This is a genomic window from Microbacterium cremeum, from assembly GCF_015277855.1.
Taxonomy (GTDB): domain Bacteria; phylum Actinomycetota; class Actinomycetes; order Actinomycetales; family Microbacteriaceae; genus Microbacterium; species Microbacterium cremeum.
This window is the reverse complement of the sequence record NZ_CP063812.1, coordinates 3,061,091-3,086,457: the sequence shown is the minus strand read 5'-3', so window position 1 is coordinate 3,086,457 and position 25,367 is coordinate 3,061,091. Positions and strand designations below refer to the sequence as shown.

The 25,367-nt window shown below is 71.3% G+C and carries 15 protein-coding genes; 10 read left to right on the top strand and 5 right to left on the bottom strand.

All coding sequences use genetic code 11. From position 1 onward, the window contains the following. Positions 1 to 140: 140 nt before the first annotated feature. A complete protein-coding gene (locus IM778_RS13935) occupies positions 141 to 2,765 on the bottom strand; it encodes a DUF4062 domain-containing protein (RefSeq protein WP_194409435.1) in 2,625 nt (874 codons plus the stop codon). Positions 2,766 to 2,946: 181 nt separating this feature from the next. Here IM778_RS13935 and IM778_RS13930 point away from each other — a divergent pair, with 181 nt between their 5' ends. From IM778_RS13930 to rpoC, 3 genes are all read left to right on the top strand, one after another. After that, positions 2,947 to 3,276, top strand: coding sequence for a hypothetical protein (locus IM778_RS13930; RefSeq protein WP_194409434.1), 330 nt, complete (start codon positions 2,947 to 2,949; stop codon positions 3,274 to 3,276). Between the two features lie 308 nt (positions 3,277 to 3,584). Next, entirely contained in the window at positions 3,585 to 7,085 is a 3,501-nt protein-coding gene (gene rpoB / locus IM778_RS13925) for a DNA-directed RNA polymerase subunit beta (protein ID WP_194409433.1), read from the top strand. Positions 7,086 to 7,126: 41 nt separating this feature from the next. Continuing rightward, positions 7,127 to 10,999, top strand: coding sequence for a DNA-directed RNA polymerase subunit beta' (rpoC, locus tag IM778_RS13920; protein WP_194409432.1), 3,873 nt, complete (start codon positions 7,127 to 7,129; stop codon positions 10,997 to 10,999). Positions 11,000 to 11,069: 70 nt separating this feature from the next. Here rpoC and IM778_RS13915 read toward each other — a convergent pair whose 3' ends face one another. From IM778_RS13915 to IM778_RS13905, 3 genes are read right to left on the bottom strand one after another with little or no spacing between them, the layout of a single operon-like run. Continuing rightward, complete coding sequence (locus tag IM778_RS13915) at positions 11,070 to 11,657, bottom strand: DUF3618 domain-containing protein (protein WP_194409431.1); 588 nt, start codon at positions 11,655 to 11,657, stop codon at positions 11,070 to 11,072. Then, positions 11,654 to 12,073, bottom strand: a complete 420-nt coding sequence (locus IM778_RS13910) for a phage holin family protein (RefSeq protein WP_194409430.1) — start codon at positions 12,071 to 12,073, stop codon at positions 11,654 to 11,656. The genes IM778_RS13915 and IM778_RS13910 overlap by 4 nt, the downstream gene beginning before the upstream one ends. Beyond that, complete coding sequence (locus IM778_RS13905) at positions 12,070 to 12,858, bottom strand: hypothetical protein (RefSeq protein WP_194409429.1); 789 nt, start codon at positions 12,856 to 12,858, stop codon at positions 12,070 to 12,072. The genes IM778_RS13910 and IM778_RS13905 overlap by 4 nt, the downstream gene beginning before the upstream one ends. Positions 12,859 to 13,134: 276 nt before the next feature. On the opposite strand from IM778_RS13905, the gene IM778_RS13900 reads away from it, so the two are divergent. Then, positions 13,135 to 13,749, top strand: coding sequence for a hypothetical protein (locus IM778_RS13900; RefSeq protein WP_194409428.1), 615 nt, complete (start codon positions 13,135 to 13,137; stop codon positions 13,747 to 13,749). A 28-nt stretch (positions 13,750 to 13,777) separates the two neighbouring features. Here the strand turns inward: IM778_RS13900 and IM778_RS13895 are convergent, their stop codons facing one another. Further along, positions 13,778 to 14,380: a hypothetical protein gene (locus IM778_RS13895; protein WP_194409427.1), complete on the bottom strand. Its 603-nt coding sequence runs from the start codon at positions 14,378 to 14,380 to the stop codon at positions 13,778 to 13,780. Positions 14,381 to 14,527: 147 nt separating this feature from the next. Between IM778_RS13895 and IM778_RS13890 the strand changes: the two genes are divergently transcribed. From IM778_RS13890 to IM778_RS13865, 6 genes are all read left to right on the top strand, one after another. After that, positions 14,528 to 15,526 (top strand): ABC transporter, encoded by a 999-nt coding sequence (locus tag IM778_RS13890; protein WP_194409426.1) that lies wholly within the window; start codon positions 14,528 to 14,530, stop codon positions 15,524 to 15,526. Further along, complete coding sequence (locus tag IM778_RS13885; protein ID WP_194409425.1) at positions 15,523 to 16,098, top strand: hypothetical protein; 576 nt, start codon at positions 15,523 to 15,525, stop codon at positions 16,096 to 16,098. The genes IM778_RS13890 and IM778_RS13885 overlap by 4 nt, the downstream gene beginning before the upstream one ends. A 47-nt stretch (positions 16,099 to 16,145) precedes the next feature. After that, positions 16,146 to 16,802, top strand: coding sequence for a spermidine/putrescine ABC transporter substrate-binding protein (locus tag IM778_RS13880; protein WP_194409424.1), 657 nt, complete (start codon positions 16,146 to 16,148; stop codon positions 16,800 to 16,802). 282 nt (positions 16,803 to 17,084) lie between these two features. Next, positions 17,085 to 17,972 (top strand): type IV toxin-antitoxin system AbiEi family antitoxin domain-containing protein, encoded by an 888-nt coding sequence (locus IM778_RS13875; protein WP_194409423.1) that lies wholly within the window; start codon positions 17,085 to 17,087, stop codon positions 17,970 to 17,972. Positions 17,973 to 18,218: 246 nt separating this feature from the next. After that, positions 18,219 to 19,361, top strand: a complete 1,143-nt coding sequence (locus tag IM778_RS13870; protein ID WP_194409422.1) for a serine/threonine-protein kinase — start codon at positions 18,219 to 18,221, stop codon at positions 19,359 to 19,361. Positions 19,362 to 19,380: 19 nt separating this feature from the next. Beyond that, entirely contained in the window at positions 19,381 to 25,323 is a 5,943-nt protein-coding gene (locus IM778_RS13865; RefSeq protein ID WP_194409421.1) for an Ig-like domain-containing protein, read from the top strand. Positions 25,324 to 25,367 lie beyond the last annotated feature (44 nt).

The following is a 25,367-nucleotide window of genomic DNA, read 5'->3' as shown; positions in this document are numbered from 1 at the left end:
CCCGATCCCTCGTCAATCCGCCCCGCAGGCTCGGCAGGAGCTCCGGGGGAGCGCTGCCCGGCGCGATGCACCCGGCACGCCCTCTCCGTCACAGAGCGTTCGCCCGGCGACGCTGATACCGCCTGCTCCGACGAGGGCCGTCACCAGGCCGCGACCGCCCGGCGCAGGTCGGCATCGGCATCCGGCATCGCCAGTTCGATCGCCTCGGCGAGGCTCAGCTCGCGGCCGGCGCGCTCACCCGCGGCGACAGCGGCCGGATCGGATCTGCGCAGCGCGGCGAGCGGCTCGAGATGGATGGCGAGGCCTGCGATGTCGTACACGCCGGTCGTCTCTCGCAGCGTCGCCGCGGCGGCCGCCAGGGCGCCGGCCTTCCAGGCGTCCCCGCGTGCCGCAGCCAAGGCGCACGCGCCCTCGATCCCGTAGGTCGCGCCGTCGACGAAGTGCAGCTGCGTCGAGAGCCGCAGTGTGAGGAGGAACTCCGGCTCGGACGCGTCGCGATCGCCCAGCAGGAAGCGGAGGCGTGCGCGATTGTTCCCCGCGACCACGCGGGTGAACGCGTCCTGCGCGGACTCGGCGATCTCGACCGCACGGTCGAAGTGCGCGCTCGCCCCGGGGATGTCGCTGCACACCACCGCCAGCTGGCCGAGCGCCACCTCGGCGAGCGACTCCGCCCAGCGGTCGCCCAGAGCGCGGAGCCTCGCCACCGCGTCCTCGAGCTCGGCCCGCGCCGTCGCAGGGTCGAGATCGGGAAACTGCAGCCTCGTCGACGCCTGAGCGGCGAGCGCCATCGCGGCGGCGTGCTCGTCGCCGTCCCGCGCGAACAGCCGCATCGCCTCGCCGAGCCCCGACACGACCTGGGCGCTCGGACGCTGCCACATCTCGGCCCACAGGGTGAAGAACAGCGCCACGGCCCGGGTGCGATCGGAGACCGGCCGCTGCGCGGCGAGGAGTTCCAGCATCCAGAGGCGGACCTCTGCGAAGTAGCCCGAGATCCACCAGTAGACCACCAGCGTCCACGCGAAGTCGCCGGCGTCGTCCAGGCGGCCCGTCTGCACGAGGTGCCTGGCGGCCGCGCGGAGATTCGGCACCTCGAGGCCGAGCTCGATCACCGCGTCGACCTGCCCGGCGCCGCGCAGACGGGGCGCCGTCGCGTGGACCAGCGCGAGGTAGTGGTCGGCGTGCGCCCGCTTCATCGCATCCGCGTCGCCCCGGCGCTCGAGGACTCCGAGGGCGTGCTCGCGCACGATCGACAGAAGCGAGAACACCGACCGCCCGTCCGCGTCGACGCGCTGCACGAGCGAGGCGTCGATCAGCCCGGCGAGGGTCTCGATCGCCTCGTCGCCCCACGGTCGCGTCGCGCCGACCGACTCCACGGCCTCGAGGGTGAACCGGGCCGCGAACACCCCGAGATCCTCGAGCATGCTGCGTTGCACGTCGGACAGCAGCCCGACGCTCCAGTCGATCGTGGCCCGCATCGTCCGGTGCCGTTCGGGCAGATCCCGCACCGGTGTGGACAGGAACGCGAGCGAACGCTCGAGTCGGGCCGCCACGTCCTGTGGCGACAGCAGCCGGATCCTCGCCGCCGCCAGCTCGATCGCGAGGGGCAGGCCGTCCAGGCGCCGGCAGATCTCGACGACCGCCCCCGCGTTCGCCGCGTTCAGCTTGAAGCCCGGCTGGGCGGCGGCCGCGCGTTCGGCGAAGAGCAGGCACGCCGCGGATCCCTCGGCCTGCGCGAGCGTCGCGGCGGACCCCGGCGCGGGCGTCTCGAGCGCCTCCACTTCGAACACGCGCTCGCCGCGGATGCGCAGGACGGCTCGGCTCGTGACCAGGAAGCACGCGCGCGGTGCGAGGGAGTAGAGGCGCACCAGCAGCGGCGCCTCCTCGACCAGCTGTTCGAAGTTGTCGAGCACGATGAGGACGCGGCGGTCGCCCAGGGACTGGGCCAGGCGGTCCTCGAGGGTGCCGCCGGCGCCGGTGTCGCGGACGCCCAGCACGTAGGCGATCGTGGGCAGCAGGAGCCCCGCTTCGAGGACGCCCTCCAGCGGCACGAAGAACGTCCCGTCGGGGAACAGATCCGCGTTCGCGTGCGCCGCCTCGATCGCCAGCCTGCTCTTGCCGATGCCGCCCGGGCCGATGAGGCTCACCACCCGGTGCTGCCCGCCGGCCAGCAGCGCGCGGAGCTCCGCGAGCTCGCCCTCGCGGCCGATCGTCGCCGTGTACGGAGCCGGGATGCGCGCCCCGGGCCCCGGCTCTGCGCGTTCCGGGGCGTCGCCGCGGGCAGTGGACTGATCGAAGCGCTCGGCGAGCAGCGTGGCGAGATCCCCCGCGACCCGGTCCTCGAGCTCGTCGGGCGTCGTGAAGTGCAGGTACGCGGCGGTGTCATCGGCCTGGATGCGTGCGATCAGCTCGGAGAGGCGCTCGTCCCGCGCGACCGTCTCCTTGACGTAGATGAGCTTCGGCATCGCGCGGGGTGCGAGGTTGTACTCGTCCTCGAGACCCGATACCTCCTCGTCGGGCGCGACCCAGCCGTAGCTGGCCCCGTAGATGCCGACGAACACGTCGCTCTGCGCCAGGTACGAGCGGTACAGGTCACGCGGAGGGTGGGGCCGCGCCCCCAGCTCGAACATCACGGGCGCCAGGCGCAGTCGCTCGACGGCGCGGCGCACGGCCTGCCGTTCTTCTGCGAGCTCGCGCAGTGTCGAGCTCACGAACACCCGGATCCGCTGATCTGGCGTGCGGATGACGGGGTGTCCCTCCCCGGTCATGTGCACATCATGGACCCGCACGGTGCGGTTGCGCCATGGCCGACCGGAGGAAATCCGCCGCGGGCCCCTTTCGCCGCCGGGTGCGCAGGAGTATCGTGCCGCGCGGCGGCGCCGCAGTGGTCGCCGCGTGCCCGACCTGATGGGGGCCGCGCCGGGCGTCATCTCTGGGGAGGGATACGCGATGAGGAAGACACTGGCGTGCGCGGCGGTCGCCGTCGCGCTCGTGCTCGGCGGCGGCGGCGCCGCGATGGCGGGCGAGGTCAACGGAAACGGAGGAGAGGCCCAGGGGGCGGCACACGCCAAGTCGGCGTGCGCGTTCTCGGGGCAGGACACGGCGGACGCCATCGAGGGCAACCCGCCGGGCTTCGACGACGACGCCCTCGCGATGCGGGGCAACCAGAAGCACGGATACCGCGGCATCCAGAGCTACGGGATGTTCGTGAGTGCCGGGGTCGACGTGGGAGTCAACCCGGGCATGGCCTGCCGCGGCAACGCGGTGTTCGAGGAATAGCGCACGCGATCGCCGCCCGCCCGCCGCAACGACGCCCGGGCTGGCGGCGATCCGCCCGCGCCGCGGGTTCCGGTGGGCTTATACCGCAGCATCCGGAACATTTCAAGAATCCAGGTGGACACGGCGCGTCTTCTGGCATATAGTGGGTCTTTGCGCTCTTGGATTCCCCCTGCCCTCATATGGTGGTCGGCTGTGCCCGTGTGCCCCCGCTCGGTTTGCGGTGTGCGACGCATGGACTTCGGGGACCGGAGCACTCCACCTGACGACAAGGAAACGAGCCCCTGACGGGGCCCACGGAGGTAATCCCCTTGGCTGCTGCGCGCAACGCATCCAACCCCACCACCACCCCTAAGAACGGACGCGGAGCTTCCCGCCTCTCGTTCGCCAAGATCTCCGACACGCTGACGGTCCCCGACCTTCTCGCGCTGCAGACCGAGTCGTTCGACTGGCTGGTCGGCAACGAATCGTGGAAGGCGCGAGTCGCCGACGCGAAGGCCGCCGGCCGCACCGACGTGCCTGAGATCAGCGGCCTCGAGGAGATCTTCGAAGAGATCTCGCCCATCGAGGACCTGAGCGAGACCATGCAGCTCTCGTTCACCAACCCCTACCTCGAGCCCGAGAAGTACTCCATCGAGGAGTGCAAGGAGCGCGGCAAGACGTATGCGGCCCCGCTCTACGTCGAGGCCGAGTTCATGAACCACCAGACCGGTGAGATCAAGACCCAGACGGTCTTCATGGGCGACTTCCCGCTCCAGACCGACAAGGGCACGTTCATCATCAACGGCACCGAGCGCGTCGTCGTGTCGCAGCTCGTCCGTTCGCCCGGCGTCTACTTCGACAAGACCCCCGACAAGACGTCCGACAAGGACATCGTGTCGGCGCGCGTCATCCCCTCACGCGGCGCCTGGCTCGAGTTCGAGATCGACAAGCGCGACCAGGTCGGCGTGCGCATCGACCGCAAGCGCAAGCAGTCGGTCACCGTCTTCCTGAAGGCGCTCGGCCTCACCAGCGAGGACATCCTCGCCGAGTTCGCCGGCTTCGAGTCGATCGAAGAGACGCTGTCGAAGGACACCATCCTCACCAAGGAGGACGCGCTCCGCGACATCTACCGCAAGCTGCGTCCGGGCGAGCAGGTGGCCGCCGAGGCCGCTCGCGCGCTGCTGGACAACTTCTACTTCAACCCGAAGCGCTACGACCTCGCCAAGGTCGGCCGCTACAAGATCAACCACAAGCTCGGCCTCGACAAGCCGCTGTCGGACTCGGTGCTCACCGTCGACGACATCGTCGCGACCATCAAGTACCTGGTGCGCCTGCACCGCGGCGACGTGACCTTCGACGGCGTGCGCGGCGGCAAGCAGGTCGAGATCCGTCTCGACATCGACGACATCGACAACTTCGGCAACCGCCGCATCCGCGCGGTCGGCGAGCTCATCCAGAACCAGGTCCGCACGGGTCTGTCGCGCATGGAGCGCGTCGTCCGCGAGCGCATGACCACGCAGGACATCGAGGCGATCACGCCGCAGACCCTGATCAACGTGCGCCCCGTCGTCGCCGCGATCAAGGAGTTCTTCGGAACCTCGCAGCTGTCGCAGTTCATGGACCAGAACAACCCGCTCGCGGGTCTGACCCACAAGCGCCGCCTGTCGGCGCTCGGCCCCGGCGGTCTGTCGCGCGAGCGCGCCGGCGTCGAGGTCCGTGACGTCCACCCCTCGCACTACGGCCGCATGTGCCCGATCGAGACACCGGAAGGCCCGAACATCGGCCTCATCGGCTCGCTCGCGTCGTTCGCGCGCATCAACGCGTTCGGCTTCATCGAGACGCCGTACCGCAAGGTCGTCGGGGGCAAGGTCACCGACCAGATCGACTACCTGACCGCCTCGGAGGAGAGCGACTACATCGTCGCGCAGGCCGGTGTCGAGCTCAAGGGCGACGGCTCGTTCGCGCAGGACCGCGTGCTCGCCCGTCGCGGCCAGGGTGGCGAGGTCGACCTGTTCCACGCCGACGAGATCGGCTACATGGACGTCTCGCCGCGCCAGATGGTGTCGGTGGCGACCTCGCTCATCCCGTTCCTCGAGCACGACGACGCCAACCGCGCGCTCATGGGCGCGAACATGCAGCGCCAGGCCGTGCCGCTCCTGCGCTCGGAGTCGCCGGTCGTCGGCACGGGCATGGAGGGCTTCGCCGCGATCGACGCCGGTGACGTCGTCACCGCCGACAAGGCCGGCGTGGTGGTCGAGGTCTCGGCCGACGTCGTCACGGTGCAACTGGACGAGGGCGGCACGCAGGACTACTTCCTGCGCAAGTTCGACCGCTCCAACCAGGGCACGAGTTACAACCAGCGCGTGGTCGTCTCGGCCGGTGACCGCGTCGAGGTCGGCGAGGTCATCGCAGACGGCCCGGCGACCGAGAACGGCGAGCTCGCCCTCGGCAAGAACCTCCTCGTGGCGTTCATGACGTGGGAGGGCCACAACTTCGAGGACGCGATCATCCTCAGCCAGAACCTCGTGAAGGACGACACCCTCTCCTCGATCCACATCGAGGAGTACGAGGTGGACGCCCGCGACACGAAGCTCGGCAAGGAGGAGATCACGCGCGACCTGCCGAACGTGAGCCCCGACCTGCTGAAGGACCTCGACGAGCGCGGCATCATCCGCATCGGCGCCGAGGTGCGCCCCGGCGACATCCTCGTCGGCAAGGTCACGCCCAAGGGCGAGACCGAGCTGTCGGCCGAGGAGCGCCTGCTCCGCGCGATCTTCAACGAGAAGAGCCGCGAGGTGCGCGACACGTCGCTGAAGGTGCCCCACGGTGAGCAGGGCACGATCATCGCGGTGAAGGAGTTCAACGCCGAGGACGGCGACGACGAGCTCGGCTCGGGCGTCAACCGCCGCGTCGTGGTCTACATCGCCCAGAAGCGCAAGATCACCGAGGGCGACAAGCTCGCCGGCCGCCACGGCAACAAGGGCGTCATCGCGAAGATCCTCCCCGTCGAGGACATGCCGTTCCTCGCGGACGGCACGCCGGTCGACGTGATCCTCAACCCGCTCGGCATCCCCGGCCGCATGAACTTCGGCCAGGTGCTCGAGACCCACCTCGGATGGGTCGCGAAGCAGGGCTGGAAGGTCGACGGCACCCCCGAGTGGGCCGCGCGCCTGCCCGAGGAGGCCCGCGAGGCCGCCCCCGGCACGAAGGTCGCCACGCCCGTGTTCGACGGCGCGTTCGAGGAGGAGATCGCGGGTCTGCTCGACTCGACGCTCCCCACGCGCGACGGCGACCGCCTGATCGACTCGTCGGGCAAGACGCAGCTGTTCGACGGCCGCTCCGGCGAGCCGTTCCCGGCTCCGATCTCGGTCGGCTACATGTACATCCTGAAGCTGCACCACCTGGTCGACGACAAGATCCACGCGCGCTCGACGGGTCCGTACTCGATGATCACCCAGCAGCCGCTCGGTGGTAAGGCGCAGTTCGGCGGTCAGCGCTTCGGTGAGATGGAGGTGTGGGCCCTCGAGGCCTACGGCGCCGCGTACGCCCTCCAGGAGCTCCTCACGATCAAGTCCGACGACATCCTCGGCCGCGTCAAGGTCTACGAGGCGATCGTCAAGGGCGAGAACATCCAGGAGCCCGGCATCCCCGAGTCGTTCAAGGTGCTCATGAAGGAGATGCAGTCGCTCTGCCTGAACGTCGAGGTGCTCTCGGCCGACGGCACGGCTGTCAACCTCCGTGACACCGACGACGAGGCCTTCCGCGCCGCCGAGGAGCTCGGCATCAACATCTCCAGCCGCTTCGAGTCCTCGTCCATCGACGAGATCTAAGCCCGGCCGGTCCGATAAAGAATTCCGACACAGGAGAACTAGTGCTCGACGCAACAACTTTCGATGAGCTTCGCATCGGCCTGGCCACCGCCGACGACATCCGTCGCTGGTCCTACGGCGAGGTCAAGAAGCCCGAGACGATCAACTACCGCACGCTGAAGCCCGAGAAGGACGGCCTGTTCGGCGAGCAGATCTTCGGGCCCTCCCGCGACTGGGAGTGCGCCTGCGGCAAGTACAAGCGAGTCCGCTTCAAGGGCATCGTGTGCGAGCGCTGCGGCGTGGAGGTCACCAAGTCCTCCGTCCGCCGTGAGCGCATGGGCCACATCGAGCTCGCCGCGCCCGTGACCCACATCTGGTACTTCAAGGGCGTGCCCTCGCGCCTCGGGTACCTGCTCGACATGGCGCCGAAGGACCTCGAGAAGGTCATCTACTTCGCCGCCTACATGGTGATCTCGGTCGACGAGGACGCGCGCCACCGCGACCTCGCCACGCAGGAGAACAACATCCGCCTCGAGCTGAAGACGCTCGCCGACCGCCGCGACTCGCGCGTGGCGGCTCGCCTGCAGAAGCTGGAGGAGGAGCTCGCCGCACTCGAGGAGGAGGGCGCCAAGGCCGACCAGAAGAAGAAGGTCAAGGACGCCGCCGAGAAGGAGATGGCCTCGATCCGCAAGAACGCGGACGACCAGATCGCTCGCCTCGAGCGCGTGTGGGAGGACTTCCGCACGCTCGAGGTCGGCCAGCTCAAGGGCGAGGACGAGATCTTCCACGAGCTGCAGGACCGCTTCGGCCAGTACTTCGAGGCCCACATGGGCGCGGAGTCGATCAAGCGCCGCCTCGAGGCTTTCGACCTGCAGGCCGAGGCCGACAGCCTCCACCTGCAGATCTCGGAGGGCAAGGGCCAGCGCAAGATCCGTGCGATCAAGCGCCTCAAGGTCGTCAACTCGTTCCTGCAGACCGGCATGAGCCCGGCCTCGATGGTGCTCGACGTCGTTCCGGTGATCCCGCCGGAGCTGCGCCCGATGGTGCAGCTGGACGGTGGCCGCTTCGCGACCTCCGACCTGAACGACCTGTACCGTCGCGTGATCAACCGCAACAACCGCCTCCGTCGCCTGATCGACCTCGGCGCGCCCGAGATCATCGTCAACAACGAGAAGCGGATGCTGCAGGAGGCCGTCGACGCGCTGTTCGACAACGGCCGCCGCGGCCGCCCCGTCACGGGCACCGGCAACCGTGCGCTGAAGTCGCTGTCCGACATGCTCAAGGGCAAGCAGGGCCGGTTCCGCCAGAACCTGCTCGGCAAGCGCGTGGACTACTCGGGCCGTTCGGTCATCATCGTCGGCCCGCAGCTCAAGCTCCACCAGTGCGGTCTGCCCAAGCAGATGGCGCTCGAGCTGTTCAAGCCGTTCGTGATCAAGCGCCTGATCGACCTCGGCCACTCGCAGAACATCAAGGCCGCCAAGCGCGCCGTCGAGCGCACCCGCCCCGAGGTGTGGGACGTGCTCGAAGAGATCATCCGCGAGCGTCCGGTGCTGCTCAACCGCGCGCCCACGCTTCACCGTCTGGGCATCCAGGCGTTCGAGCCGCAGCTCGTCGAGGGCAAGGCCATCCAGCTCCACCCGCTCGTCTGCGCCGCCTTCAACGCGGACTTCGACGGCGACCAGATGGCTGTGCACCTGCCGCTGTCGGTCGAGGCCCAGGCCGAGGCCCGCATCCTGATGCTCGCCTCGAACAACATCCTGAAGCCGTCGGACGGCCGCCCCGTGACCCTGCCCTCGCAGGACATGATCATCGGTCTGCACCACCTGACCACGGTCAAGGAGGGCGCCGCCGGTGAGGGTCGTGTGTTCGGCTCGGTCGGCGAGGCGATCCTCGCGAAGGACGAGGGAACCCTCGATCTGCAGGCGAAGGTGCGCATCCGCATCCCGGGTCTGACGTTCCTCGAGGGCGAGGCCCCCGAGGGCTACGAGCGCCACGGCCTCGTGGACGCGTCGCTCGGCCAGGCGATCTTCAACGACACGCTCCCCAAGGGCTACCCGTTCGTTCGCGAGCAGGCCGACAAGGGCAAGCTGTCGCAGATCGTGAACAAGCTCGCCGAGGAGTACCCGAAGGTGGAGGTCGCGGCATCCCTCGACCGCATCAAGGACGCCGGCTTCTACTGGGCCACCCGTTCGGGTGTCACGGTGGCGCTCAGCGACATCCTCACGCCGCCGAACAAGGCCGAGATCGTCGGAGGCTACGAGAAGCAGGCCGCCAAGGTCCAGGCGCAGTTCGAGAAGGGTCTCACCACCGACGCGGAGCGTCGTCAGGAGCTCATCAAGATCTGGACCGAGGCGACCGACGAGGTCCAGAAGGCGATGCGCGACAACTTCCCGGCCGACAACACCATCAACCGCATGGTGTCGTCGGGTGCGCGTGGCAACTGGCTGCAGATCCGCAACATCGCGGGTATGCGAGGCCTGGTGAACAACCCGAAGGGTGAGATCATCCCGCGTCCGATCATCTCCTCCTACCGCGAGGGTCTGTCGGTGGCGGAGTACTTCATCGCGACGCACGGTGCCCGCAAGGGTCTGGCCGACACGGCCCTCCGTACGGCCGACTCGGGCTACCTGACGCGTCGTCTCGTGGACGTCTCGCAGGACGTCATCATCCGCGAGGAGGACTGCGGCACGACCAAGGGCCTCGAGTTCACGATCGCCGCTCCCGGTGCCGACGGCACGCTGGTGCGCGACGCGAACGTCGAGAACTCGGTCTTCGCCCGCACGCTCGCGGCCGAGGTGACCGGTGCGAACGGCGAGGTCGTCGCGGCAGCCGGTGACGACGTCGGCGACGTCCTCATCGACCGCCTCGTCGAGGCGGGCGTCGAGTCGATCAAGGTCCGCTCGGTGCTCACGTGCGACTCGGCTGTCGGTGTCTGCGCGAAGTGCTACGGCCGTTCGCTCGCGACCGGCAAGATCGTCGACATCGGCGAGGCCGTTGGCATCATCGCGGCCCAGTCGATCGGTGAGCCCGGCACGCAGCTGACGATGCGTACCTTCCACACCGGTGGTTCGGCGTCGGCCGATGACATCACGCAGGGCCTGCCCCGCGTGCAGGAGCTGTTCGAGGCCCGCACCCCCAAGGGTGCGTCGCCGATCGCCGAGGCCGATGGCCGCATCACGATCGACGAGACCGAGAAGAGCAAGAAGGTCATCCTGACGCCCGACAACGGCGACGAGCCGCACGTCTACCCGGTCCTGAAGCGCGCGACGCTTCTGGTCGAGGACGGTCAGCACGTCACCGTGGGGCAGGCGCTTCAGGTCGGCACGCTGGACCCCAAGGAGGTCATGCGCGTCATGGGTGCTCGCGAGGTGCAGAAGTACCTCGTGAACGGCGTCCAGGGCGTGTACCGCTCGCAGGGTGTGCCGATCCACGACAAGCACATCGAGGTCATCGTCCGTCAGATGCTGCGCAAGGTCACCGTGGTCGACCACGGTGAGACGACGCTGCTCCCGGGTGAGCTGGTGGACTTCAAGCGCTACCAGAACATGAACCGCGAGGCCGTGGCCCAGGGCAAGCGCCCCGCATCGGGTCGCCCCGAGCTGATGGGTATCACGAAGGCGTCGCTCGCGACCGAGTCGTGGCTGTCGGCCGCGTCGTTCCAGGAGACCACCCGCGTCCTCACGCAGGCGGCCATGGAGGGCAAGAGCGACCCGCTCGTCGGCCTCAAGGAGAACGTCATCATCGGAAAGCTCATCCCCGCCGGAACCGGTCTTGCGAAGTACCGCAACGTCACGGTCGAGGCGACGGAAGAGGCCAAGAGCGAGCGGTACCCCAACCGCATCTTCGCCTCGGACGGCGCGTACACCGACGCCGACCTGAGCTACGTCGACTTCGACAGCTTCTCGACGGACGGTTTCACCACCGACTACAACTAGACGCGGCTCGGATCAATGCGAGCGAAGGGCCCCGGTTCGCCGGGGCCCTTCGTCGTACGCGAGGGATGCCTCAGCCGGCCGGCCGCGACGTCCCGGTGTCGCCGCCGCTGCCCGGTCCGACATTCTCCTTCACGCGATCGGCGGTGTCGCGGGTCTCGTCCCTGACCCGCTCCGCGGCGTCCACGGCCTCCTCCTTGACCTGCTCGACCGCGTCGCGTGCAGGCTGCTCCAGCCCTTCGGCGACGTCCTTCGCGGCCTGCGCGGCGGAGTCGACGAGCGGCGCTGCGGTCTCGCGCAGCGAGTTCGCGAGTCGGCGCTCGGTCGGGGTCGGCGGCGCGAACGACGCCGCGAGCCAGCCCAGGCCGAAGGCGACGAGGCCGACCGCGATGGGGGCGCCCTGCGCGGTCCGGGCCGCGCGGTGCGGCACCTCGGCGACGCCGTGCGCGGCGCCGCCGGCTGCGTCGGACGCGGCCTGGCCGACGTCTTCCGCGACGCCCATGACGCGCTCCTTCGCGTCTTCGAACGCGCGACGCACGCGGGTCTTCTGGCGCTCCACGATCTTGTCAGGCGTCACCTTGTCGGCGAGCGCGTCGACGTCGCGCCCGAGCTCGGCCCGGGTGACCTCGATGTCGGTGCGGATCTGTTCGGGGGTGCTCATGATCGGTTCTCCTCGTTCCTCTTGAACGCATCGGGGATGGCTTTGACGGTTTCGACGGTGCGCGGCGCGCCCCGGACGGAGCGCAGCCGCCCCATGCCGACGGCGTACAGCACGATCGCCGCGATCGCCCAGATCGCCGCGACGATGACGCCGGACCACCCGCCGCCGACGAGCAGTCCCAGCGCCCACCAGAGCGCGATCGACAGGAACAGCAGCGTCATCATGGCGGCGTAGGCGGCGCCGCCGAGCAGACCGGCGCCGGCGCCGCTCCGCTTCGCGGAGTCCGAGAGTTCGGCCTTGGCGAGCTCGAGCTCCTTGCGCATCAATTCCGACAGGTCGCGCGACACCTCGCCGACGAGTTCGCCGAGCGATGTCGTGGCCGCCTTCTCCTGCGACGGTGTCGGCATGTCGGTCATCGTCGTTCCTCACCGCTCGGCGACCACTCGTCCTGGCCGGTGTCGTCCGGTCCGCCGGTGCCCGGGGGGACGGCAGTCGCCGGCATGCCCGCGCCGGGCACGGCAGGCTCGCCGGCCAGGGAGTCCGCGATGGGCGTGTCGCCGCTTCGGACGCCCGCGCCGGGAACGCGCTCGCCCGGGACGTCTGCGCCGACGCCGGTCGTGGGCATCCCCTGCCCGGTGGCTGCCGTCGCCGCGCCGTACCCGCCGCCGGACCCGCCGCCGGCGACGTTCGTGCCGCCACCGCCGCCACGCTCGGCCATCAGGGCTCGCGTGAGCCGCCCGGCGACGATGCCGAGACCGACGGCGGCCACGAGGAACGCACCGGTGTGGCGGCGCGCGAACCCGCGGACCTCCTGCACCAGGTCGGCGGGCTCGCGCTGCTCCAGCCACGACGCCGCGGTGCGGGTCTGGCGGCCGAGCCCGCGCACGAGTCCCACGGCCATGCCGTCCGCCGGCGCGGCGCCGGCCATCTCGCTCAGCTCGTCGCCCGCCGTCCGCAGAGCTTCCGCGGCGCGGTGCTGCTGCGTCGACGCCTGCTCGGTCACCTGCATCCGCGTCTCGTCGAAGAAGCCGCGGGCCGCTCTCTCGGCCTCGTGAGCGACGTGTCCGGCCTCGTCGCCGGCCACGTCCGCGACGTGCATGGCGGCCGCGTCGACCTCCGCGACCGTCTCGATCGTGCGCTCCTTGAGGCCGTCGCCGCTCGTGGCGGCGTCGGTGCGCTGCCCCATTCCCTCTGAAGGCATCCTCGTTCTCCACTCTCACGCGCGGTGGCCCGTTCGGTTCCGGTGCTGCCGTCGCCGCCGTGGCGAACCACGATCCGTTCTGCGACGTGTGGGGCAGAGGGGGTCGCCAGATTCGAGGCGACGGAGTAATGTGCGCGCCCTCCGGCCTCGGTGGACTCCGGTCCAGTCGAGATCGGGAGACGGATGCCACTTGCCAGGGCATCCCCGAGCGAGTGCTGCGCGCCGCACCGGAGTGGCCGCCATGGCGGCTTACCGTGGACACGGAGGTGGGGGCCCATGGCGCGCGTCGGCGGTCGGAACTCGTGGATCGCTGTGCCCGCGGGACTCGCGTGCGCGGCCGTCGTGGCGGGTCTGGCCTATCTCGCGCTGCCGATGGTCCCCGTGTCGGTGACGTGGGTGGGCGACACGCTGCGGAAGGCGACGACCGCGCAGCCGGCGCCCGCGCCCGAGGAGTCGATCGCCCGGCAGGCGGCCGGCGGGGCGCAGATCGACTGTCGCAGCCTCTATCCCGACGACCTCTGGAACGAGCTCATGTGGCGTGCCGGCTCACGGCTCGACCAGAGCGCGGCCGCGCCGGTCACCCGGGCCACGTCGTTCTCCGACGCGGTGACCCCCGATGTCGTCGTCACGTGCGAGTGGCGCTCGGCGGACGGCGGCATCGTCACGACGCTGTCGCGGGTCGACGCCGACGCGGGAACGATCGCCGAGGCGGCACTCGCGGGCCAGGGGTTCGCGTGCGCGTCGTCGGCCGCCGGACTGGTCTGCACGCGCACCGAGGGCGGGGTGCTCGAGGAGCACACCCTCCGGGACGGGCTGTGGCTCGCGAGCGCCGAGACGCGCTGGCACCCCGAGGACTACGGCGCGCGGCTGGAGCGCAACGTCTTCAGATGACGGCACCGCCGACGCGAGGCGGCCAGAGCTAGCCGAACAGGCTCGCGACGATCGCGGCGGTGTATCCGCTGGGGGCGAGGTTCGAGTAGCGCGAGTCGATGAGGACGTCGTCGCGCCAGTACAGCGTGCGCCCGTCGGTCACCGGGTACGACTCGTTCTGCCAGGTCTTCTCGCAGCGGGTGCCCTCGTCGGGGGTGTAGCAGGTGAATCCCTCGTCGGCGACGAGGGCGTTGAGCATGTCGAGGGCGGGGCCGCGCGACATGTACGACAGGGTCGTGACGAGGCTCGTCGTGTCAGCGGCGGGATCGCCCCACACGCAGATGAGGCTGCCGTCCGCCTGCGGACCGGAGGGCCCGAACGCGGGGTCGTTGAGCGGCACGCCGTCGAGCTCGGCGAGCACTGCCGCGGAGAGGATCGCGCGGCAGTCGTCCGGGATCTCGACGCGGGCGGCGGCCGACGACGTGGGCGTGGGCGTGGGCGTGGCCGTGCTGTCGGGCGATGACGTCGCGGAACCCGATGCCGAAGGGCCGGGAGTTTCGGTTCCAGGATCCGGCGCGCACGCGGCGAGCAGCCCCATCGCGAGGACCAGGGTTCCGGCGGCGCCCGCGAGCCGCGTCGCTGGATGTGACATGCGCCCAGGTTAGAGGCATCCGTCGCCGCCCCCGCGTGCAGCGCGCCGCCGGGCGTACGGATTCCCGCGGCACGCCTCCGCGGCGCAGGCCGGTGCGGGGACTACTCTCGCACTGCGGGAAACCAGCCCGCGTGAGGAGTGCTTGCGATGAGTGACCCCAGATCGTCCTACGGCGAGCCCGTCGACGAGCCCGGCGACGTCGACGATGTCGTCGGCAGTGCCAACGAGGGTCTCGCAGAGGCGGAGGCCGCCCGCCGCGACGCGGGCGCGGATGCACCCGCTCCCGAACCGGCGGACGCCGGCGCCGACACCCCGGCGCCGTCCCGCGCCGAGATGCGTGCGTCGTCCGAGCCGGACTCCCCGACCCCCGATGCCGCACCGGCGGCTCCCGCCGAGCCCGCGGAGCCCGACCCGTGGGACACCCCCGAGGCGGCATCGCTCGACTACCGTCCGCCCGCGGGCGACGCCGCAGGCGACACCGCGGTCTACACGCCTGCCGACGACTCTCCCACCGTCGTGGCCGCGCCCGTGGTGACGCCCAGCGAGCCCGTGTCGGAGCCCGCGTACACGGCGGCGCCGCAGCCGATCTTCGTGCAGGCGCCCGAAGCGCCTCGACCCCGCGGCAACCGCGCCGCGGCGGGCGCGATCGGTCTTCTGGCAGCGCTGTCGTTCGCGATCCTCTACTTTGCGGTGTGGCTCGGCGTCGGCGCGATCCGCGGCGACGTGACGGCCGAGAACGTCGGTGCGGTGGCGCTCGAGCACCTCGCGACGTGGTCGCTGTGGGTGCCGGTCATCGTCTTCTTCCTCGCGTTCTGGCTGCTCGGGGCCATCATCAACCGCGGCCGGTGGGGCGCGTGGGTGGTCTTCGGCCTGCTGGTCGGGTTCGCCGCGTACGGCGGCCACCTGCTCGGCGCGCTGTTCCAGGCGCCGTTCTGGGACCTCACGCTCAGCGAGGGTCAGGCGCTCGTCTCGGCTGAACTGCTCACGCCGATGGCGTTCGCGGCGTTCGTCATCGGGCGCGAGCTCACCATCTGGTTCGGCACGTGGGCGGCGGCGCGCGGCAAGCGCGTCACCGAGCTGAACGTCGAGGCGCAGCGGGAGTACGAGCGCACGCTCGAGGCTGGGCCGCAGATCGTCCGGCCGTGACGAACGGGGCGCCGGGACGCGATGGCGGACAGGTCCGCCCCGTCACGGCGCTCGTGTTCGCCACGCTCGGGTTCGTCGCCCTCGCGATCTTCGGCCTCGGCATCACGAGCCTGGCGACGAGCCAGGACATCATCGAGACCCCCGGGCTCGGCCAGGTCCCCGGCATCGCCGGCATGGTGCTGACGACCCTCGCTTTCGCGGGCGGGCTGTGGGCCGCCATCCGCGGCGCGGGGGCGACGGATGCCTCGGCCGCACGCGCAGACGCCGACGCCCGGAACGACCGGCCGGGGGTCGGCCGCAGCGCCGCGAGGCCGAGGCATCCGTCGTTCTGGGGCGCCGCGTGGACGACGGCCGCGTGCTTCCTCGCGTACATCGGAGGCGTGTGGTTCGGCGTGCTGGCGTCCGGCGCGGGGCTCGGCGTGGCCGCGGGAGTCGCCGGGCGCCTGGCGACGTCGTGGTTCGGGCTCGCGATCGCGGCGGCGGCCTTCGTGTGCGCATGGTCGGGCATCGCCCTCGTGCGCACACGCGCCCATCGTCCGCGCTGGCCGTGGGAGGACGAGTTCGACGAGTGACCCGCGAAACCGGGCGCCGATCGCCTGCCCGTACTACCGTTGAGCCCGTGGAGCGGTCGCTCGAGACCCAGGTCAGCCAGGCGGTGGACGCCTGGCTCGCCTGGCTGCCGCGGTGGGAGCCGTCGACGCATCGCGGTCGCACCGCGCCGTGCCGTCGTTGCTTCGGCTCGCCCGTGCTGTCGGCCGCGGGGCTGGGCGCCGACGTTCCGCACGGAGTCCAGCACGGGCTCTCGACCCGCATCAAGACGATCGTCGACCGCGCCGTCGCCGAGTACACGGCGGTGAACCTGCCCATGCTGCAGTCCGAGCTCGACCAGCAGGCCGCGCGCAACCGCGCGCGCAGCTACCGCCCTTCGGAGGGCTTGGACCCCGAGTTCGAGGGGCTTCCGCTCGACCCCGATCCGGTGCCCGGCGCGCCGTTCCTCTTCACGATCGCGGGGCTGGCCGAACAGTCCGATGCCGATGTGCCCGACCTGCCGCCGCTCAGCGACGAGGCCAAGGCCGCGCTGCGGCAGGAGGTCGGCCTCGCCGACGACTACGCCAACATGGTCGGACGGGAAGTGTGCACGATCCTGCTGCACCACCGCCTGCGCATCCAGGCGGCGATCGCCGAGTTCGTCGAGCCGCAGATCGAGGCGATGCTCGCCGACCTCACGAAGTCGCTCGACGCCCCCTTCGATCCCCAAGACCCCCGCAACGACTGACCCGCTCGTCCCGGGCCGGACGGGGTGCGGCATCCGTCACTCCCTTCTTGCCTTCCGCCGTGCGGACAGTGCTTCTCGGGTGCCGAAAGTCACCTCGGTGACGGCGACACGCCGGTGACGGATGCCGCAGCCCGGCGTGTCGCACGACCGAGGTGACTTTTCGCAGCCGCGGCTGGCCTGGCGCAGCCACCGGCTCCTCCACAGGCGGCGGGATCCGACAGTTGTCCACAGAGAGGGCCGCACTCCGTTCGGGTGGGCTCCGGCGTCGGCCAGCCTCAACACATGTCCGTCGATGCCGCAGTCGAGGCCGTGCGCCGCGCCGGCGGCATCGCACGAACGGCACAGCTCGCGAAGGCCGGAGTCGCGAAGGCCGACCTCACCCACGCGGTGCGTGAGGCGCGCCTGCTGCGGCCGCGGCACGGTGTTTACGTCCTGCCCGACGCATCGGAGGCGACCATCGAGGCGCTCAGCCATCGGGGCGCTGTCGCGTGCGTCACCGCGGGGCGGGACCACGGCCTCTGGGTCCTGGACGACACCGACGCCGAGACGACGCACACCTGGGTGCGGGCGGGGTATCGGACGACTCGAGTCGCCATCCACCCGGAACCCGACCAGGGCTCCTGCTGCGTCTTCCACCGGGACCACCCCCTCGGCGAACCGGAGCTCGGGCGCGTCGGCGTCCTCCAGTGCCTGGTCCAGATCCTCCACTGCCGCGGCGAGGAGGCCTTCTTCGCGGCGCTCGAGTCGGCGCTGCGCCAGGGACTGGTCGACGCCCCAGGACGGATTCGACTGCGTCGCCATGTTCCGGCGCGGTGCCGATGGCTCGTCGACTTCGCGCGCACCGATGCCGACAGCGGCCTCGAATCGCTCCTGAGGCTGCGGCTGCACAAGCACGGGATCCACCTCGCGAGCCAGGTCCCCATCCCCGGCGTCGGGCGCGTCGACTTCGTCATCGGCGACTGCCTGATCATCGAGGCCGACGGCGACACCCACGACGGGCCGGCGCGGCACCGAGATCGTGTGCGGGATGCCGCGGCCATGGCGCTCGGTTTCGTCACGCTGCGCCTGGATTACGCCATGATCGTCCACGACTGGCCCCTTGTCGAGAGCGCCGTGCTCGCCGCCGTGGGTCGTAACCTCCATCGAAGCGTCGCCGGGCTCACCTGGTAGCGCCGGGTCGCGGCATCCGTCGTCCCCGCCCCTCCTGACGAAAGTCACCTCGGTGACGGTGGCGCGCCGGTGACGGATGCCTTGACCCGGCGTGTCGTTCGACCAGGGTGACTTTTCGCACGGCGGAGGTGGCCGAGGGTGAGGGGTGATGGCGGGGACTCGGAGGTGGTTTTGTTAGCATGGCCAGGTTTGCTGCCGCTCCGCGGCATGCGTCGTCCATGGCATTCCAGCCCGCGGGGAGGTGAGGTGGCCACACGGCTTCCGTCGGCGCCTCCGATCCTGCCCGGGCTCGCCTACATCCGTCCTCTCGGCTCCGGCGGCTTCGCCGACGTCTTCCTGTACGAGCAGGACATGCCTCGCCGCAACGTCGCGGTCAAGGTCATGCCCAGCGACGTGCGCGATCCCGAGCTGCGGCGCATGTTCAACGCCGAGGCCGACGTGCTGGCGCACCTGTCGGCGCACCCGTCGATCGTGACCGTCTATCAGGCGAGCATCTCGGCCGACGGCCGCCCCTACATCGTCATGGAGTTCTGCCCGGGGTCGCTCGCGCAGCGTTACCGGGTCGAGCGCATCCCCGTCGACGAGGTGCTCGCGACCGGCGTGCGGATGGCGAGCGCCCTCGAGTCCGCCCACCGCGCGGGCCTCATCCACCGCGACGTGAAGCCCAGCAACATCCTCATCACCACCTTCGGCACGCCCGTGCTCGCCGACTTCGGCATCTCGGCGTCGCTGCAGCGCAAGAGCACCGGCGAGGAGGTGCTCGCGATGTCCATCCCGTGGAGCGCCCCCGAGGTGATCGCCGAGCAGACCACGGGCACGGTGGAGAGCGAGGTGTGGAGCCTCGGGGCGACGGTGTACTCGCTGCTGGCCGGTCACAGCCCGTTCGAGCGCCGCGAACGCGGGCAGAACACGAAGGATCTGCTGCGCCGCCGCATCGCCCGGGCGACCTACGTCGAGATCCCCCGTCACGAGGTGCCCCCGTCGCTGCAGCGCGTGCTGGCGACCGCGATGAACCGCGACCCGGCGCGGCGGTACCCGTCGGCGCGGGCGTTCGCCGAGGCGCTGCGCGAGGTGCAGGCCGAGCTGGGCCTGTCGCCGACGCCGCTCGAGGTTCCGGACTCGGACTGGTCTCCGGCATCCGCGCCCGTCGATTTCGGCGACTCCGCGCTGCGCGGTCCCACGCGCTCGCATGTGGAGCGCGACGTGACGCGCAAGGCGCGCACCAGCAGCGGCGTGGCGGCGCTGGCCCGCGACGAGGATGCCGAGCTGTCGGCTCCGGCGCGGCGCGGCGCGCGCGGCGCGCTGCCGTGGGTCGCCGGAATCGGGGCGGGAGTGGTGCTCGGCGCCGGCGTCGTGGTGGCGGCGCTCTTCGCCACGGGGGTGCTGTGATGCGCGCGGGGATGCGGTGATGCGGCGGAGCACGCTCGCCGGCCTGGTCGCCGCCGGCGCGGCGGTGGCCGTGATCATCGGCGTGAGCGTGGTGTGGCCGGGCCTCGACGCGCAGGAGACCCCCGAGGTCGACGCATCGGTGTGGGCGCTGCAGACCGGCGAGGGCCGGCGCTACGCGCGTGTCAACACGTCGGTGGGCGAGCTCGACACGGTGCGCAGCATCAGCAACCCCGACCAGGTGGTGCAGACGGCCGACGCCGCGTACCTCTTCAGCGACAGCTTCAGCAAGGTGACGCGCATCGACGAGGCGCTGCCCGCCGATCTCGACGAGGAGGCGCTGCAGGCCTCCGAGTCGACGCCGCCCGGCACCACCGACGTCGCCACGGCCGACGACTACGTGGCCTACCGCACCGACTCGGGTGCGGTCTTCGCGGGGCTGCTGTCGAAGGGGACGCCGCCGCAGCTCGACCCGTTCCCGTCTCGCGACGAGGACGCCCCGCAGTACACCGCCGACGCCATCGCGGTCGACGAGCGGGGCGTGCTGTTCGCCTATTCCCGCGCCGACCGATCGGTGCTCCGGTTCGACATCGCCGAGGCGCAGGTGCTCGGCCGCGACCCGCTCGACGCGGAAGGGCTGGCCGCGCCGGCCATCACGGCGGCGGGCGACACGTGGGCGGTCGTCGACACCGAGGACGGCGACGTGTGGCTTCGCGGGGCGGATGCATCGATCCAGGCGCCGACGACGGGCGCGGTCGTGGCCGGCAAGCCCGACGCGGCGGGCAGTGCGGTCTTCCTCTCGGACGAGACCGCGCTCGTGCGGGTGCCCGTCGACGGCTCGGGCGCCGTCTCGGTGTTCGGCGGGACCGGCGCCGTGCTCGGCACGCCCGCCCAGCCCCTCACGCACGACGGCGAGACGTATGCCGCGTGGCTGCCGCAGGGCGAGAACGACGGCACGCTGTGGCGTTCGCGCGGCGACGTCGTCGAATTGGAGTACGGCGACGAGACGATGCCCGACGATCGCCGGCCGGTGTTCGTCGCCAACGACTCCGCGGTGATCCTGAACGAGACGCGCTCCGGGTGGGCGTGGTCGGTGCCCGACGGTGCACTCATCACGTCGAGCCAGGACTGGTCGCTCGACGACAAGACCGACCCCGACGCCGTGCCCAGCGAGGAGCAGCTGCAGGTCGTGCTCGACCCCAAGCCGCCCGTCGCCGAGCCCGACGCGTTCGGCGTGCGCGCCGGGGCGCTCGCGTCGCTGCCGGTGCTGATGAACGACCACGATCCGAACGAGGACGTCCTGGCGATCGACCCCGCGTCGGTCACCGGACTCGACCCGGGCTTCGGGACCGTCAGCATCACCGACGACGGCCAGCGCTTCGCCGTGCGCGTGAACCCCGCCGCGACCGGAGCGGCCACGTTCTCGTACGCGGTGACCGACGGCACCACCGGCGACGGGCTGCGATCTGCGCCCACGACGGTCACGGTCGACGTCGTGGCTCCCACGGCGGAGTCCGCCCCCGAGTGGTGCGGCGTCGACCGCTGCCTGGTCGAATGGCCCGAGCCCGAGGTGGCGCGCGGCGGCACGGTGACCGTGCCGGTGCTCCCGGGATGGGTCGACCCGGAAGGCGACCCGCTCCTCCTGCTGTCGGTCGAGAACACCTCCGGCATCGGAAGCGTGGCCGCCACGCCCGCGGGCGAGGTCGTCTACCAGCACAGCGACGCGGGTGAGGGCGGAGAGCAGCTCGTGGAGCTCGCCGTGACGGTCGCCGACACGCAGGGTCAGTCCTCCGTCAAGCCCCTCGTGGTGAAGGTCTCGCCGCAGCCGCAGCTGGCGGTGCAGTCGTTCGCAGTGGTCGACACCGTCGCCTCGGGATTCACGGTCGACGTGGCAGGGCACGTCACGGGCACCGCCGGCACCCTGTCACTGGACTCGGTGCGCGTGCTCGACGACGCGGCCGCGACAGCGACGGTCGTCGGCGGGTCGACGTCGTTCGACTTCTCGGCTCAGAACCCCGGCACCTACCGCGTGGACTTCACCGTCACCGACGGCGCGAGCGATGCCACCGGGACGGCTCGGATCACGGTGCTCCCCGCCGATGCGCCGGCGCAGCTCGCGACGTCGCCGGTGGTCGCGTTCGTCCACCCGCAGGAGGATGCGACGCTCGCGGTGTTCGACGCCGTCTCGAACCCCACTCGACGGGTGCTGCTGCTCAGCGACGTCGTGGCGAGGGCGGATGCCGGAGCCACGCTGTCGGTCGACGCGGTCGGGCAGAACCATCTCAGGGTGTCGGGCACGACGGCCGACGGCGGCCCGGGCCGGCTCGGCACGGTCTCGTACATCGTCAGCGACGGCACCGAGGACGCGGGATCGAGCGTCGAGGGGCAGGCGACGGTGTATCTGCTGCCGCCCGCTCCCGAGCTCGCCCCGATCGCGGTCGACGACGCCGTGGTGGTGCGCGCGGGCGCCCAGATCGACATCCCGGTGCTCGACAACGACATCTCGCCGGCGGGCGGGCGGCCGACCCTGAACCCCGCGTCGGTGACGTCGTCGACGGATGCCGCACTCGCGTTCGCGTCGGACGATCTGCTCCGCTACCTGGCGCCCCGCGAGCCGGGCGAGTACGCCGTCGAGTACTCGGTCTTCACGACCGGGGCTCCGGCGCTCGCCGACACGGCGAGGGTGCGCATCCGCGTGATCGACGACGACGCGAACCGTGCGCCGACCGCCGACACGCTCGAGGGCCGCGCGCTCAGCGGACAGTCCGCGCTCATCGAGTTCGCCGGCTTCGGCATGGACCCCGACGGCGACGTCGTGACGCTCGACCGGATCGTGGCGCAGCCCGAGCGCGGCGCCGCGACGATCTCGGCCGACGGCGCGTCGATCCTGTACACGAGCGTCCCCGGCGACAGCGGCCAGGTCTCGTTCCGGTATCGCGTCGTCGACGCGTTCGGCGAGACCGCGGAGGGGACGGTGCGCGTGGGGGTCCTCGACAGCGAGGCGAATCCCAGCCCGGTCACGTTCACCGACTACGTGCAGGTGCAGGCGGGCGCGGGCAACACGATCCGGGTCAGCCCGCTCTCCAACGACGTCGACCCGACACTGGGCACCCTGCGCGTCACCGACATCCGTCCGGATGCCCCCGCGACGCTGGTGGACGGCAGCGAGAACCCCGAGTACGCGCGCCTGGACGAGCGCATCGCCGCGGTCGACGACGCGACCGTCGTGATCGAGGCGGGCGAGGCGCCCGCGACCATGTCGTTCCTGTACGACGTCGAGTCGACGTCGGGCAACACCGGGCGCGGCCTCATCGTCGTGCGGGTCGTGCGCGAGAGCGTGCCCGACTACCCGGTCGTGTCCGACACCAGCCTGACCGTCGAGACGCGCGAGGACTTCCCGCGCGGCGTCGAGGTGCTCGACGGCAAGGTCGCGTGGTCGGGTGGCGACGTGTCGGACCTGGAGCTGACGCTGTGGGGAGAGCCCGACGGCGTGGAGGTCGACGGCTCGCGCCTGCGCGGCGCGCTCCCCGCGAAGACGCGGCTCATCCCGTTCGCCGTCACGGGGGAGGGGGCGTCCGGCGAGGTCACCTCGTACGGGTTCCTCCGCGTCCCCGGAGACGACGACCTCGCCCTGACGCTGCGGGCGGGCGCGGCGTCGCCCGAGGTCGCCGAGCTCGAGTCGACCACCTTCGACATGGCCGGCCTCGTCGCCCGCCCGCGCGGGGCGCGCGTCGAGGTGGGGTCCGAGGTGCGGGTGTCGGGGGCACGCCTCGAGGCGGCCTGCACCCTCGAGTCGGGAACCGTCGTGCGCTACGACGCCGGCGCCGGCGCGCCGTGGGTGGACGCGTGCCAGGTGCCGGTGCGCCTCACCGGGCACGACGACTGGACCTACCTGTCGGTGCCCATCATCGTGCGGCCGCGCGACCCGCAGCCGGAGCTGCGGCCGGCGTCGATCACGGTCGGGCCGGGCGAGACGGCCACCTACGACCTTCGCGACATGACGACGTGGCAGCTGCGCGAGGACTGGGCGGGCATCCAGTATCGGGTCGACCACGCCGGACCGGGCTTCGAGGTGACCCAGCAGGGCTCCGTTCTCACGGTGACCGGGGCCGACCGGGCGGTGCCGGGGTCGGAGGAGGCCGCGCTCGTCGGCGTCACCAGCCACCCGTCGGTCGCCCCGGCGCGCCTGATCCTGCGGGTCGGCGCCGCTCCGTCGACGCTCCCGCAGGGCGCGTCCGTCGTGCGGCAGTGCTCGCAGGCGTCGGGATCGTCGTGCACGATCCCGGTCATCGGCGGGCCCGGCGAGGTGAACCCGCTGCCGCGCACGCCGCTCGAGGTGGCCGGCGTCCGCCCGACGGGCGCGTGCGCCGGCGTCGGCTTCGAGGTCGCCTCGCCGACCACGGTCGTCGCCACGTGGACGCAGGATGCCCCGGGCGCGACGTGCACGGCCACCTTCTCGGTACGCGACGCACAGGGCCGCATCACGAGCTCCGAGCGCGACGGCCGCATCCTGCTCGACCTGCTCGGGTACCCGAAGGCGCCGTCGAGCATCGCGCAGACCGCGTACGCCAACGGCGCCGTCACGCTGCGCGTCGACCCGGGCGAGGCGCGTCAGGCGTACCCGGCGCTCTCGGGCTTCGTCGTCCGCTCCGGCGGGCAGGAGGTCGCGCGGTGCACGGCCGCCGGCGTCTGCCCCGACATCCCCGCCCCCAACGGCGAGCAGCGCACCTATGAGGCATGGGCGGTCAACGCCGTCGGCGAGTCGCGCTCGAGCGTCCGGACCGTCGCGTGGGCGTACGACGCGCCGGGCACTCCCTCGAGTGTGAGCTGGCTCCCCGTCGTGACCAGCGGCGAGGGCGGCGTCATCTCGCTCGTGATCCAGGGTGTCGACGTCGCCGAGACGGGAACCCTCGAAATCACGAGCCCGACGGGGGAGACACTGCGGGTGAACATCGGTCGCGGCGACGAGCGCGTCGAGGTGCGCAGCTACCGGGTCGGCTCCAACTCGGTGTCGCCCGTGACCATCACCCCCTACTCGCGGTTCTCGCTCCCGCCCGGACTCGGCGGCCAGCCGTCGGGCCAGGCGGTCACCATCAACGCCAACGGCGTGGGAGCTCCGACGAACGTGACGCTGTCGCTTTCGTCGCGCTCGACCGGCGACGGGACGTCGACGGTGGATGCCGTGGCGACGGCGCAGCCGAACGGCACAGGCTCGCAGTTGCGCTATGGCATCGTGCGATACGACGACCGATCGCGGTGCGCGCCGACGGCAGGCGGCGACCGCGCATCGTTCCCGGACCTCCCGGACGGTGAGGAGTACCGGTTCTTCGTCTGCGTCGAGTCCTGGTACGGCGAGACGGCGTACGGCCGTGCCACCGCCGAGGCCGCGGTGCGCGCGATGCAGAGCGGGGCGGCCCCGCAGGGCTACACGTTCGTCGTCGCACGGCAGCCGGTGATCGAGGGCCAGCAGGCACGGTGGCGGATCGTCGACACGCCGGTCTCGCCCGAGCGCGTACCGCGCAACAACGACGTGGTCTTCGACGGCTGGTCGTCCGGCACCTCGATCTACGACCGGAATCCCGAGATCAAGGTGTACTACCGACACCGGTTCTGGGGTTCGATGAGCGCGCCCGGCATCGTGACGCCCGCACCGGGAAGCGCTCCGTACCAGGTGCAGGCGCGCTGGTCGATCGACTCGTGCGTGGCCGGCGCGACGCTGCAGCGGAGCACATCGTCCAGCAACGGCGACGGCGCGTTCGCATGGTCCGACGCCAACATCCGGTTCCTCGACAAGCACGGCGCCGTGCTGCCCTACACGGCCGGATCCTGGACCGTTCCCGCGGGCGCCACGAGCGTCGAGGGCGTCGATGTCACGGTGTCATGGAACGCCGCCTGGAACCTCGACCCGGCCACCCAGCGGCTGAGCGCGCAGTGCGACTCCGGCCAGGGGCCTCCCACGCCGTGAGCCGCGGCATCCGTCACCTTCCCTGAACCGACCAGAGGACACAC